Annotated in this window: 10 protein-coding genes; 3 read left to right on the plus strand and 7 right to left on the minus strand. The window is 66.8% G+C overall.

What is annotated here, in order from left to right:
• Positions 1-8: 8 nt before the first annotated feature.
• Both AC1IQ6_RS09110 and AC1IQ6_RS09115 read right to left on the minus strand, forming a co-directional pair.
• On the minus strand, positions 9-2,357 hold the full coding sequence (locus AC1IQ6_RS09110; RefSeq protein WP_485866188.1) for an acyl-CoA dehydrogenase: 2,349 nt from the start codon (positions 2,355-2,357) through the stop codon (positions 9-11).
• A gap of 43 nt (positions 2,358-2,400) precedes the next feature.
• Positions 2,401-3,066 (minus strand): TetR/AcrR family transcriptional regulator, encoded by a 666-nt coding sequence (locus AC1IQ6_RS09115; RefSeq protein WP_485866189.1) that lies wholly within the window; start codon positions 3,064-3,066, stop codon positions 2,401-2,403.
• A gap of 373 nt (positions 3,067-3,439) precedes the next feature.
• Between AC1IQ6_RS09115 and AC1IQ6_RS09120 the strand changes: the two genes are divergently transcribed.
• From AC1IQ6_RS09120 to AC1IQ6_RS09130, 3 genes are all read left to right on the plus strand, one after another.
• Entirely contained in the window at positions 3,440-5,038 is a 1,599-nt protein-coding gene (locus AC1IQ6_RS09120; RefSeq protein WP_111824621.1) for a glucosamine inositolphosphorylceramide transferase family protein, read from the plus strand.
• Between the two features lie 561 nt (positions 5,039-5,599).
• Entirely contained in the window at positions 5,600-6,355 is a 756-nt protein-coding gene (locus tag AC1IQ6_RS09125) for a response regulator transcription factor (RefSeq protein ID WP_485866190.1), read from the plus strand.
• Between the two features lie 356 nt (positions 6,356-6,711).
• The gene (locus AC1IQ6_RS09130) at positions 6,712-7,377 is read left to right on the plus strand and encodes a response regulator transcription factor (protein WP_102772480.1); all 666 of its coding nucleotides are present in this window, start codon (positions 6,712-6,714) and stop codon (positions 7,375-7,377) included.
• A 243-nt stretch (positions 7,378-7,620) separates the two neighbouring features.
• Here AC1IQ6_RS09130 and AC1IQ6_RS09135 read toward each other — a convergent pair whose 3' ends face one another.
• The 5 genes from AC1IQ6_RS09135 to AC1IQ6_RS09155 are packed head-to-tail and all read right to left on the minus strand — an operon-like array spanning position 7,621 to position 12,755.
• Positions 7,621-8,874, minus strand: coding sequence for a WcaI family glycosyltransferase (locus AC1IQ6_RS09135; RefSeq protein ID WP_485866191.1), 1,254 nt, complete (start codon positions 8,872-8,874; stop codon positions 7,621-7,623).
• The gene (locus AC1IQ6_RS09140) at positions 8,871-9,431 is read right to left on the minus strand and encodes a putative colanic acid biosynthesis acetyltransferase (protein WP_102772478.1); all 561 of its coding nucleotides are present in this window, start codon (positions 9,429-9,431) and stop codon (positions 8,871-8,873) included. The genes AC1IQ6_RS09135 and AC1IQ6_RS09140 overlap by 4 nt, the downstream gene beginning before the upstream one ends.
• Positions 9,428-10,315 (minus strand): glycosyltransferase family 2 protein, encoded by an 888-nt coding sequence (locus tag AC1IQ6_RS09145; protein WP_102772477.1) that lies wholly within the window; start codon positions 10,313-10,315, stop codon positions 9,428-9,430. The genes AC1IQ6_RS09140 and AC1IQ6_RS09145 overlap by 4 nt, the downstream gene beginning before the upstream one ends.
• A 12-nt stretch (positions 10,316-10,327) precedes the next feature.
• Positions 10,328-11,470, minus strand: a complete 1,143-nt coding sequence (locus AC1IQ6_RS09150) for a glycosyltransferase (RefSeq protein WP_102772476.1) — start codon at positions 11,468-11,470, stop codon at positions 10,328-10,330.
• A complete protein-coding gene (locus AC1IQ6_RS09155; protein WP_102772475.1) occupies positions 11,463-12,755 on the minus strand; it encodes an O-antigen ligase family protein in 1,293 nt (430 codons plus the stop codon). The genes AC1IQ6_RS09150 and AC1IQ6_RS09155 overlap by 8 nt, the downstream gene beginning before the upstream one ends.
• Positions 12,756-12,778: the final 23 nt, after the last annotated feature.

A 12,778-nucleotide genomic window follows, 5' to 3' on the forward strand; every position in this document is an offset into this window, starting at 1 on the left:
TGCCTCCTTCAGGCGACCTTGCGTTCGGCCGCGGGTTCGATGTCCTGCCCCGCGCCGAAGTCGAAGGCGAAATCATCGACGCGCACCACGGTGTCGCGCAAGCGGTTGCGGCGCTGGACCACCGCGTATTCCTCGGCGGTGATGCCGCCTGCCGCATAGGCGGCATCGGCGATGTCGCGCACGTTGGCCTTGGGGTTGCCGTCGAGCGCGCCGCGCTTTTCGAGTTCGCGGATCTTGGCTTCGATGGGCTCGGCCTCCAGCGTGGCCGCCAGCGCCAGTTCGATCGCGCCTACCGGTTCCTGCTCGGTGGCCGGCAGGTGGCAGCCCGCGGTCAGGCGGTCGCGCGCCGCGCCCGGCTGGATCAGCAGGCGCGCCACGTCCTGGCCCAGACGGTCCGACGGCAGGGCCTGGGGGCGGCCCCACGGAAACACCAGGCGGGCCAGCGCCCAGGCGGCCGCGCGGTTGGGGAAATTTTCCAGCACGCCGTCGAAGGCCTGCTGCAGCCTGTACAGCGCGTCCTGGACGGACCAGTGCGCCAGCGGCGCGTCGGCGGCCTGGCGGCCCTCGTCCTCGTAGCGCTTGAGCGCGGCGCTTGCCAGGTACATCTGCGACAGGATGTCGCCCAGGCGCGCCGACAGGCGCTCGCGCCGCTTGAGGCTGCCGCCCAGCACCAGCATGGCGCTGTCGGCCAGCAGCGCGAACGCGGCGCTGTAGCGGCTGAGCTGCTGGTAGTAGCGCTTCATTTCGGGCGCGACGTCGGCGTCCACGCGCACGTAGCGCGCGCCCGTCAGCGCGGCGCCCGCGGCGCGCAGCGCGTTGCGCACGACGAAGGCCGCGTGGCCCCAGAAGGCGCGGTCGAAATCGATCAGGCCCTGGCGGCGGTCGGGCGACTGGGCCGCCTGCATTTCCGCCAGCACGTAGGGATGGCAGCGGATCGCGCCCTGGCCGAAGATGATCAGGCTGCGCGTGAGGATGTTGGCGCCTTCCACGGTGATGCCGATGGGGATCTGCTGGTAGGCGCGGCCCAGGAAGTTGGAGGGGCCCAGGCAGATGCCCTTGCCGCCGATCACGTCCATGCCGTCGTTGACGACCTGGCGGGCGCGTTCGGTGACGTGGTATTTGACGATGGCGGACACGACCGAGGGCTTTTCACCGAGGTCCACCGCGCCGGCGGTCATGGCGCGCGCGGCGTCCATCATGTAGGTGTTGCCGCCGATGCGCGCCAGCGCTTCCTCCACGCCCTCGAACTTGCCCACCGGGGTGCGGAACTGGCTGCGAACGCGCGCATAGCCGCCGACGGCGCGCGCGGTCAGCTTGGACATGCCGGTGTTCGACGAGGGCAGCGAGATCGAGCGGCCCGCCGCCAGGCATTCCATCAGCATGCGCCAGCCCTGGCCGGCCATGGCCGGCCCGCCGATGATGAAGTCCAGCGGCATGAACACGTCCGTGCCGCGCGTGGGGCCGTTCATGAACATGGCGTTCAGCGGGAAATGGCGGCGGCCGGTATCGACGCCGGGATGGTCGTGCGGCACCAGCGCGCAAGTGATGCCCAGGTCTTTCTTGCCGCCCAGCAGGCCGTCCGGGTCGTACAGGCGGAACGCCAGGCCCAGCAGCGTGCAGACCGGGGCCAGCGTGATGTAGCGCTTGTCCCAGGTGACCTTCATGCCTATCACTTCGCGGCCCTGCCATTCGCCCTTGCAGACGATGCCGCTGTCGGGGATGGCGGCGGCGTCGGAGCCCGCCCAGGGGCTGGTCAGCGCGAAGGCCGGCACTTCCTCGCCGCGCGCCAGGCGGGGCAGGTAGTGGTTCTTCTGCTCATCGGTGCCGTAGTGCAGCAGCAGTTCGGCCGGGCCGAGCGAATTGGGCACCATGACCGACACGGCCAGCGCCGAGGAGCGCGTGGACAGCTTGGTCACGATCTCGGAATGGGCATAGGCCGAGAAGCCCAGGCCGCCGTATTCGCGGGGAATGATCATGCCCAGGAAACCCTGGGTCTTGAGGTAGTCCCAGACGGGCGCGGGCAGGTCGTAGCGCTGCTGCGTGACCTCCCAGTCGTCGACCATGCGGCAGGCCTCCTCGGCCTGGTGGTTCAGGAAGCGCTGCTCATCCTCGCTCAGCCGGGGACGCGGGTACGCCAGCAGCCGGCTCCAGTCCGGGCGGCCGCGAAACAGCTCGCCTTCCCACCACACGGTGCCGGCCTCGAGCGCGTCGCGCTCGGTGTCCGACATCTGCGGCAGCACCTTGCTGTAGAGCCGGAAGACCGGCGCCGACAGCAGGGCGCGGCGGATCGGGCGCACGCCCAGCACGACGGCCGCAAGCAGCACGATGACGGCCAGGGCGAGGATGACTGCGTTCATGTTCTTGCCTCCATGTTCTTCGTTTGCGGCCGGCCGTCCCGCCCTAAGGCATTTGCGGCAGGGGCGAGCGCAGCCCGCCCAGCAGAAAGCTCATCAGGCGGGGCAGCAGCAGCTCGGGGTTGTTGGGTTGTTCGGCTTCGTCGATGGTCCAGCCCGTGACGGAGCGCAGCAGGTCGGTGCCGATGATGGCGTACGAGGTGGCGCCCAGCATGAACTGGAAACGCCACATGATTTCGGCCTTGGGCACGTCGGGCAGCGCGGCGAACAGCGCGTTGCGGTAGCGCTCCAGCACGTCCGCGTACTCTTCGGCGAACAGCGCGCGGATGAAGTCGGACGGGTCGGTCATGGTGCGTTCCAGCAGCGGCAGGAAGGTGCTGCCGGCCTGGGCCGGATCGGCGGCCAGGCGCAGCAGCGTGCCGAAAAAGGCGTCCACGATCTGCGAGGGCTTGAGGGGCCGGCCTTCGGCCTGCGCCTCCAGTTCGTCCAAAAGCCGCAGGCGCTCGCGGTTCAGCACGGCCAGGCGGCGTTTTAGCACCGCCTGGACGAGTGACTCCTTGGAGCCGAAGTGGTAGTTCACCGAAGCAAGGTTCACGCCGGCCGCGCTGGTGATCTGGCGCATCGACGTCGCGTCGTGCCCCTGCTGCGCGAACAGGGCCTCGGCCGTATCCAGGATCGCGTCACGGGTAGTGGGCTGGCTGATTTCTTGCATAAGGTTGAATTCAAACGTTCGTTTAAAAACCATTATGCGCTAGCGATGGCGGAGATGCGAGCCTCGGCTATCCCGAATAGGGTTTACCACTAGCGGCGCAGCCGCGAGCCGCCGGTACGCCGTTGGCAGCCCTACGGCTCCTACTCATGGACGAGGACTTCCGCGCAGGCCGGCGAGCGCTGTACTCGGCCGTCGGAATGATGAACGGGCCGCCCGCCTCGGGCTGCCGGCCTAGATTAAATGCGGGCTGGAACATAGGCGCAAAAGACCGCAGTATCAGCGCGAGGAGATAGAGACGCACACCATCGATGAGACCGCCAAGCATGGCTAGCCCGTTCGCTGTACGGGCAGCGGTGCAGACTCAGGAGCAGAAATGAAGACCTTCAAAGTGGGACTGCTGGTTGACGGGCTGGAACAGCCCGGCTGGATGCACGAGATGGTCGAGTGGCTCCGGCACAGCCAGGATTTCGAAGTTGCCGCTTTGCTGGTAATGCACGCGCCTAGCGAGGAGCCGCGCCTGGGCGTCAAGGCGCTGTTCGGCACGCTGTCGCGCCTGGAGGGCAGGCTGCTGCCGGCCAAGCAGCGCGCCATGCTGGAGTGCCGCGACCTGCGCGGCAGCCTGCCGGCGGACTCGGCCGCGGTCGTGCCGCTGGCGCACCAGGCCGCGCCGGCGGCGCTGCAGGACGCGGTGGCCGCGCTGGAGCTGGACCTGGTGATTACGCTGGGCACGTCGCCGGCCTCGCGCGAACAGCTGCAGGACTGGGCCCGGCTGGGCGTATGGCAGCTGAGTTATTCGGATATCGCGGTGCAGACCAGCCGCTACGCCGGCTTCTGGGAGGTCTACCAGCGCGAGGACCACACCACGGTAAAACTCTGGCGCGTCGGCGCTCGGCTCGAAGACGACGAGCTTCTGGACCAGCGCAGTTTCAACACCGAAGTGTTCTGGTTGAAGAATCAGGCGCGCGCATTCAGCCTCGGAAACTTCATGGTTTATGACGCGCTCCAGGCGCTCGCGCGACTGCGCCAGGGGGCGGCGCCGCCCGGCATGCAGATCATGAGCGGCCAGCGCCGCGCCGATCCGGCGGAGTGGAATTCCGCCGCTTATATCGCGCGCCAGGCCTGGTTGATGTCGGATTTGATTGTGCGGCGCGTCATGAAACGCAATATACGCTGGCGGATTGGAATGTTCCCGTCTTTCCGGCAGCAGGCCGTAGTATCCGAGGCCATGGTCCTGCAACCGCCCAAGGGCAGATTCTTCGCAGATCCATTTGTATATACCCAGGATAAAAAGCCATATATATTTTTCGAGGACTACGATTTTAATTCCCGCAAGGGTACGATCTCCGTCGCGACCTACTCCGACGGGGCTTTCCGCCTGCTGGGCACGGCCCTGAACCTGCCTTACCACCTTTCGTTTCCGTATATATTCGAGCACGAAGGCGTGACATACATGGTTCCGGAAACCTGCGGAAATCGCAGTATAGAATTATGGAAATGCACGGAATTTCCATTGAAGTGGGAGCTGGATGTTAATCTGATGACCAATATATCCGCCGTCGATACGATTATTTTCAAGCACGGAAAATATTGGTGGCTATTAACTAATATCGACCGCACGGATGGCCAGAGCCACTGCGACGAATTATTCGCCTTCTTCGCCGATTCGCCGCGCTCGACTGAGTGGACGCCGCATGCGTGCAACCCCATCGTGCGCAATCCGATGCGGGCCCGCAACGCCGGGATCGTGGTGTCGCCCGAGGGGGAAGTGATGCGCTGCGCCCAGTACCAGGGCTTCTGCCACTACGGCAAGGGCGTCTCGCTCAACCGGATAGAGGAGCTGTCGCCCTCCACCTACGTCGAAACGGACGGCGAAATCCACTACGCCAATTTCCTGAGGAAGCGTCATGCTTCAATGCACCATTGGCATCACCAGGGCGGCCATACGGTATTCGACTTCGCTTATATGGAGTAAATGATGCGCGTGACGCACAAATTAAAATGTTACCCATATTTCGAATAAGCAATGCGCCTACGGGCGGAATGTGTCAGCAGATACATCTGGACAGAAATCGGGCCTGGCGCCCGCGTTTTACGGCCGTGTCCGGCAGATGCCCGAACGCGGCTTTTTCACGGCCGGAGCCGCGCCCGGCCTAGCGGGGACGCATGCCCGCGCCACGGCTTTCATAGGGAAAGGCAAGTGTGGACGCCGAAAATCCTGGTGAAAACCCTAGCGCCGGAAAGCATCAAAGCCGCTGCTCAGCCATATTTACTATATTGATTAAGGCTCACGAATGATGTCTGTTTTTATCGGATTATATCGTGGGCAAACGTCTTGATTTTGCGGATTTCGAACCATAAGATGGGTCCATGCCATCCGTTATGGTGGCTACCAAAGTCTCCCAGCCCAAATGTCCCGGTTCAGCTTCATTAGATATTCCGGGATATTGCGGACCACCCCCGCAGGGTTGGAAAAAAAATAGTCTTCAGCACAGCGAAGATCCTTTCTAGGCCGTCGAAAAACCGGGAGGACACCATGGCCAAGATGGTCCTGATTGAAGCCCATCCGCTCCTGCGGCTGGGGTTGTGGCAGATTCTTAGCAAGTTGGACGATGTGTGGGAAATCGAGGGGATGGGCCTGGCGGATATTTCCAAGGCCGATGGCGTGCACGCTGGCGCCGATCTCCTGATCTATGGACTGCCGGTGGATACCGACGAAGCGTGGAGCGCGCTGCATGAAATCCAGCGGGTGCTGACGCCGAAGCGGATCCTGCTTCTGACGGACGTCATGCCATTGCCGATGCCGGTGCAGGGCCTGCCGGGAGCCAGCATCTACGGCTGCCTGATGAAAACGGCTTCGGTCGAAATCCTGGAGGCGGCCATCCGCCTGGTCATGGCCGGCGGCCAGTGCTTCCCCAGCGAGCAGGCCATCCAGGCGCCGGCGCAGCAGTCGGTGTGCGCCTTGCCGGCGCGCGACGCCGAGGACGCTCCCGCCAAGAGCGCCATGCCGGTCAGCGCGGGCGCGCAGTTGCTGCAGATCACCCCGCGGCAGTATGAAGTGCTGGTGCTGCTGGCCCGCGGCTATCCGATCAAGACGGTCAGCAGGATGCTCAATATCTCGGTGGCGACGGCCAAGACGCACGCTTGTACGCTGTACCAACGGTTGCATGTCAAAAACAAGGGCGAAGCCGTCTACGCGGCGCTGCAGCGCGGCGCCACGCTGGAATGGCACGAGCCCAGCAGTGGCAGGGATGTGGACGCAGGACAGATGTATGGGCGCAAGGTCGGATAGCGCTTGCCGGTCGCGCAGTCGGTCCGGCAGTCCGGGACGCCAGGCGTCCCGCTGCCGGATGCGCATAGCCATCGAGGCTACGCCGTTCATAGCAGTGCAGCGGTCGCAATGCAAGCGCATTCCACCGCCATTCATCCACCTGTACGAGATTCAGCGGACGTAGCCGCTGATAGCATGGGTTGTGTCCGCAAGCATGGCTCGAAAGGGCGAACCACCGCCGCCTCGCCAATGCGATCCGATGCTGTGGGCGAGCTTCCCGTGAAGTCGATGACGCCGTCACGCCGCGATAGCGGCAAGCGATGCGCCAGCGTCATGGGAACCGTGTATGGGCCGAGTGTCACAAGGTTCCCCCGGGGATGACAACCGTACTGATCGAAGACTACGCTCTGCTTCGTGTGGCGATCCAGCATGTGCTGGAGCGCGTACGCAACGCCGACGACATCCTGGCCATCTCGCCAGCGCATCTGCTCAACATGTCCAGCTCTATCAACCGCCCAGTGGAACTGCTGGTGGTGGGTTGCAGCGGCCTGGCGGAACAGGACGTGGGCCTGCTGTCGCAGTCCATGGCGTTCTTCATGCCGCGCCTGGTGCTGGTGCTGTACACCGTGCTGGACCAGGGCGTGATGACGGCATGCGCGCGCGCCGGCGTCGCGGGCTATCTGCCCAAGGCGTCCAACCCGGACGCGCTGGCCGCGGCGGTGAGCCTGGTGATGGCGGGCGGCCAATGCTATCCGCAGGCGGTGGCCCGGCCGCAGGGCGCCACCCAGGCCGCGCCGCAGGCGCTACGCGAGCTGACGCAAAGACAGGAAGAGATCCTGCAACTGCTGGTGCAGGGCAAGACCATGCGCGAGATCGGCGAACAGGTCGGCATCTCGGTGGCCACCGTCAAGAGCCATGCGCGCACCCTGTATTGGAAGCTCAACGCCCGCAACCAGGCCGAAGCCGCCTACATCGCCGTGCAGATGGGCCTGGTCCGCAACGGCGCCCCACCGACCGCGATCCGCCAGGATGAAGACCCGTAGGATGGGTCAAGCGCGAGACCACCGACACAAGAACCCAAGCGCCAAACGCGCGCAACCCATCAGGCGGCGCCAGCCGCCGTTTTTCGTCGCATGCAGAGTTGGATTTCTTGCCGGCACCAGAATCGCCGGCTTGCGCCGGCCGATGGGTTACGCGCGTTGGAGATCCGGCGTTCTGGCCCGGGCAAGCGCGCGCTGCACCCATCCTACGCGCTGAACGCCACATGAAGACCGGTTTTCCCCGCCTCAAACCCCGGCGTTGCGCTCGGCCGGTTTGTCTTTCGACTCGGCCACCGCAATGAACTCACGCTCCGCCTCGGCCAGCACCGCATCGATGTGCAGATGCGCCAACGCATACTGCCGCGCGGCCGCGCCCAGGGCTTCGCGCCGGGGCGCGTCGTCGGCCAGCGTGCGCACGGCTGCGGCCATGGCCGCGCCGTCTTCGGGCGGGGTCACCAGGCCGCAGCGCGCCACGACGGCGGCCAGTTCGGTGCCGGGCGCGGCGCCGCAGACCACGGGCCGGCCGCTGGCCAGCATGCCGGTCAGCTTGGACGGCATGACCAGGTCGGCCGCGCCGGCGCGTTGCGGCAGCAGGTGGACGTCGGCGGTGTTCAGCAGTTCGCCCAGCCGCTCGGCCGGCTGCAGGTCCAGGAAGCGCACCCGCTCCAGTCCCTGGCAGGCGGCCTGCAGCGGCGCGCGTTCCGGGCCCTGGCCGCAGAACACGAACCACAGGCGGGTCTCGCCGTCCAGGCGGCGCGCCACGTCGGCCAGGGTCTGCAGGCCCTGCTTGCCGCCCATGTTGCCCGAGTACAGCGCGACCACGGCGTCGGTCGGAATGCCCAGTTCGGCGCGGTAGTCGCCGCCGCTGCGCGGCGCGATGGCGTTCACGTCTATCCAGTTGGGCAGCAGCAGGGCGCGGCCGGGGTCGACGCCTTTGGCCAGCGCCAGGTCCAGCATGCGGCCCGAGATGGTGGAGACGCGGTCGAAGCGGCGCATCAGCCAGCGTTCGGCGCGGCGCACGGCGGCGCGCAGGCCGGCGCCCTTGAGCAGGCCCAGCTCGAAGGCCGCGTCCACTTCGTAGTCCTGGATGTGCAGCCACGCGCGCGCGCCGCACAGCCTTGCGGCCAGCCACGCGGCGGGCGCGCAGAACAGCGCCGGCTCGACCACCAGGATCAGGTCGGGGCGGCCGGCGGCGGCGCGCAGCAGCGACGGCAGGCTGGACAGGGCGAAGCTGGCCAGGTGGATCAGGCGCTTGAGCCCGCCCGGCCTGGCCGGCACCCAGAGCGGCGCGCGGCGCACGGTGACGCCGCGCCGCGTTTCCTTGCGATAGCGGCCCGCGCGGTAGCCTTCCTGCACCTGCCATTGGGGGTAGTAGGGCGGGGCGGTCACGACGCTGACCTGGTGGCCGCGCGCGGCCATCCATTCGGCCATTTCGGCGCTGTACTTGCCGATGCCGGTCAGCTCGGGCGCGTAGTTGATGCCGTAGACGAGGATTTTCATGCCGGGCCAGCCTGGCGCGGCCGCACCGGCCGGCAGGGATTGCCGTGGCAGATCATGCCGGCCGGCAGGTTGCGGAATACGGAACTGCGGGCGCCGACCACGGTTTCGCGCCCCACCGTCACGCCGGGGCCGATGAATACGTCGGTGGCGACCCAGGCGCCTTCCTCGATGCGTACCGCGCGCTCGCGCAGCGGAAACGCGGGCTGCGCGGCGTCATGGTCGGCCGCGCACAGGTAGCTGCGCTGCGACACCACGGCATGGGCGCCGATGTGGATCGGCCCGAGGCTGTAGATCACCGCCTCGTCGCCGATCCAGGCGTAGTCGCCGATCTCCACCTTCCAGGGGTAGGTGACCGTGGCGCTGGGCCGGATCAGGACCTTGCGGCCGATGCGCGCGCCGAAGCAGCGCAGCAGCCAGCGGCGAAATCCGTACGCCACCTGCGGCGACCAGCGAAACAGCGTGCCCTGCACCATCCACCACAGCTGCACCGTCAGGGCGGAGCGGCCGCGCTGGCCGGGCGCCAGCGTGAACTGGTCCAGACGCTGCAGGGCGCTCATTTCGCCGCTCCCGCCACGGCGTCGTCGCGCGCCGCGGCCGCGCTGGCCTGGCGCGCCTTCTGGATTTCCTCGGTCTTGATGCGGATCTGCCAGTAGTACATGGCGCGCGCCACCGCGTAGTCGTAGCCGGCCTTGCCGTCCAGGAAGCCGAGCCGGAACACGTAGGAGTGCAGAAAGGCGATCGGCGCCTTGAACGGCATGGCCTGGAAGATGCGCTTGAGCAGGGCGCGCGCGCCCACGTTGGCTTCGCGCGGGTCGTTCATCAGGCCCTTGGTGCGCAGGTTGGCTTCCCAGTCGGAATAGCGGTTGTGCTTGTCGAAATAGTGGAAGAGCGAATCGTGGTCGTTGTGCACCATGCGCTCGCGCAGCGCGAAGGTCTCGCCCTCGACCTGCGGCTGGTAATGCCCCTCGACCTCCCACATGTGGGCCACGTCCAGGTCGTCGTAGTCCAGGAAGCGGGAACGGTCGCGCGCCAGCAGCGCCAGCTTGTAGACGCGGTGGCCGTGCTCCAGCTTCTTGCCGCAGAACACGTAGTCGAAGGGCACGAAGGCGCCGCCGGCGCCGGCGGCGAAGCGCGGCAGCGCCTCGCGGATCTCGGCGGCCAGGCCCGGGGTCATTTCCTCGTCGGCGTCCACGTACAGCACCACGGGATGCGAGAACGGCAGCTGCTCCAGGCACCACTGCTTTTTCTTCGGATACTTGCCGTTCCACTGGAAGTTGGAGACCTTGGCCCCCAGCGCGGTCGCCATGGAGCAGGTGGCGTCCGTGCTGTTGGAGTCCACCACGAAGACTTCATCGAATTCGACCAGCGCCTTCAGGCACTTGGCGATGTTGCGTTCCTCGTTCTTCGTCATGACGACGACCGAAACCGGTATCTTCTGCATGATGCTTCCTGTTCAGGGCGTGCCGCGCTGCATGAGCGGCTGAAATAGCGAGATGACGTTGCGGCAGTGCCGCTCCAGGGAAAACGCGTCGGCGCGTTCGGGGCCCTGGGCGGCCAGCCGCTGCCGCATCTCGCTGTCGTAGGCCAGGCGGCGCACCGCGTCGGCCAGCGCCGCGGCGTCGCCCACCGGCACCAGCAGGCCGTAGCGGCCCGCGTCCAGGATCTCGGCGGGGCCGTGGGGACAGTCCGTGGAAATCACCGGCACGCCCAGGCACAGCGCCTCGACCAGCACGTTGCCGAAGCTCTCGCGCACCGAGGTCAGGGCGAAGGCGCCGGCGCCGGCGATCACCGGAAACGGGTTGTCGATGTGGCCGGCCAGCCTGACCGGGGTGCGCGAGCCGTGTTCGTCGATGCGTTTCTGCAGGGCGTCGTGTTCGGAGCCTTCGCCCAGGATGGTGAAGGCGATGCCGGGATCGTCCAGCAGCGCGGCCGCGTCGATCAGGGTGGCGTAGTCCTTGACCGCTTCGAGGCGGCCGACCGCCACCACGTGGTAGGGCGCCTGCGCCGGGGCCTGCTGCGGCGGCTGGGGCGCGGCGGCCGCGCCCTGGCGGCGGACATTGTCCAGCGGCACGCCGTTGTAGATGGTGTGGACCTTGCCGCGCAGCGGCGGGAACATGCTGACCAGGTCCTCCTTGACGCCGCGCGATACGCCGACCACGGCGTCGTGGCGCCGGTAGGTCTGGCTCACCAGCCAGCACTTCAGGCGCCGCATGCGCGAGGCGCCGTAATGGATGGCGGGGCTGCTGTGCTCGAAGGCGACGGTGCTGAAGCGGCCGCGCAGCAGTTTCTTGGCCAGCACCACCAGCATGTTGCACAGCAGGCCGTGCGAGCAGACGATGGCCGGCTTGTCGCGCCGGATCTGGCGCAGCAGGCGCAGGAACGCCACGGGCAGCATCAGGCGCAGCGCGGCGGGCGATTCGTACACGGGCAGCGCCCGCGTGACCTTGGGGTTGGAGACGGGATACTCCCGGTTGCGCGAGCGCAGCAGGAACAGGGCGGAATCCACCCCCTGTTCCGGCAGCGCGTCCACGATGAAGGCGACGCATCTTCCGACGCCGCCGTGCAGGTCCGGCGCGACAAACAAAACATCAGGCATGTGGGATCACTCGTGTTGGCGCCCGGCGCGCGGCGGCCGGACGGGGGCTGGGGGCGGGCGGCGTAGTCGAGGGAACGGGCATGATCTGCGCATTGCGCATCAGCGACAGGCAATAGCACAGCAGGAATCCGGTGAAGGCGGTCTTGGGCGCGTAGGCCAGGCCGCCCGAGAGCGAATCGATGAAGATGTAGATGGGCGCGGTGGCCAGCAGGTAGCGCCGGTGCAGCTCCAGGCCGGGATGGGCGTAGCGCCTGAGCAGCGTCAGCAGCAGGATGAGCAGCGGCGGCAGCATGATCATGATGGTGCCGACCACGCCGAACTTCATCAGGTAGAAGGCCCAGGAGTTGTGGGCGAAGGTGCTCAGCTCGAAGCCGTTCTCGCCCATCACCCAGCTGCGAAAGCCGGCGCCCTTGCCGAACACCGGGCTTTCGGCGAAGGAGTCCATCTGGCCCTGCATCTCCTGGATGCGCGCGCCGTAGCTGGAGTCCTCGTCCAGGCGCTCGACGCTGAAGATGCGGTTGGTCAGCACGTCCAGGTAGCCGATGCTGGCGAAAACCAGCACGCCGGCGATCGCGGCCGGCGCGAACACCAGCACGGCGCGCCGCCGGATCTCGGGACCGGCGCCCAGCAGCACGGCGATCAGCACCGAGGCGGCCAGTTGCAGGTACTGGCTGCGGTTGAGCGAAAACACCAGCGCCAGCAGCATGTAGACGGTCAGCGCATAGGCCTTGGGGCCGGACACGTTCAGCGTGCGCCGGAAGTACAGCAGCGACACCACGCCGAAGGGAATGGCCCACACGCCCAGGCGCACGTTGCGCAGCGGATTGGACACGCTGAAGCCCTGCAGTTGCTCCAGCAGCATCAGCGTGGCCACGGCCAGGCAGGCCGCCACGATGTACTTCTGCAGCACGGCGTAGGCATGCGGGCTGTCGATGTCCTTGTAGCAAAGGAACGGCGTGCACAGGAAATAGAACACGATGCGCAGGTCGCGCGCCACGTCGCCGGTCTCGATGCCGGGGTGGTCCACCGACACCAGCAGCAGGTAGACCACCGACAGCGCCTGCAGCCCCAGCAGCAGGCCCAGCAGGCCGCGCGGCAGGGCGTAGGCGCGCGGGTCCGCCAGCCGCAGCGCCTTGACTCCCAGCATGGCGACGAACAGGAAATCGAAGGGCGACAGCTTGAAGCTGCCCACCCCCAGGATGAAGCGGTCGTCGTTGAGCGCCAGCGCGGTGAAGGCGAACAGGCCGAGCAGGTGCAGAGTGGAAAGGCGGCGGTGCGGATTCATTGCGGCTTTTCTCCGTCAGGCTG

The organism is Achromobacter sp. MUI-25009338, assembly GCF_057359325.1.

Excerpts from the sequence above, each read along its gene's own strand:
- AC1IQ6_RS09110 (WP_485866188.1), bottom strand. The coding sequence starts at position 2,357 with ATGAACGCAGTCATCCTCGCCCTGGCCGTCATCGTGCTGCTTGCGGCC.
- AC1IQ6_RS09115 (WP_485866189.1), bottom strand. The coding sequence starts at position 3,066 with ATGCAAGAAATCAGCCAGCCCACTACCCGTGACGCGATCCTGGATACG.
- AC1IQ6_RS09120 (WP_111824621.1), top strand. The coding sequence starts at position 3,440 with ATGAAGACCTTCAAAGTGGGACTGCTGGTTGACGGGCTGGAACAGCCC.
- AC1IQ6_RS09125 (WP_485866190.1), top strand. The coding sequence starts at position 5,600 with ATGGCCAAGATGGTCCTGATTGAAGCCCATCCGCTCCTGCGGCTGGGG.
- AC1IQ6_RS09130 (WP_102772480.1), top strand. The coding sequence starts at position 6,712 with ATGACAACCGTACTGATCGAAGACTACGCTCTGCTTCGTGTGGCGATC.
- AC1IQ6_RS09135 (WP_485866191.1), bottom strand. The coding sequence starts at position 8,874 with ATGAAAATCCTCGTCTACGGCATCAACTACGCGCCCGAGCTGACCGGC.
- AC1IQ6_RS09140 (WP_102772478.1), bottom strand. The coding sequence starts at position 9,431 with ATGAGCGCCCTGCAGCGTCTGGACCAGTTCACGCTGGCGCCCGGCCAG.
- AC1IQ6_RS09145 (WP_102772477.1), bottom strand. The coding sequence starts at position 10,315 with ATGCAGAAGATACCGGTTTCGGTCGTCGTCATGACGAAGAACGAGGAA.
- AC1IQ6_RS09150 (WP_102772476.1), bottom strand. The coding sequence starts at position 11,470 with ATGCCTGATGTTTTGTTTGTCGCGCCGGACCTGCACGGCGGCGTCGGA.
- AC1IQ6_RS09155 (WP_102772475.1), bottom strand. The coding sequence starts at position 12,755 with ATGAATCCGCACCGCCGCCTTTCCACTCTGCACCTGCTCGGCCTGTTC.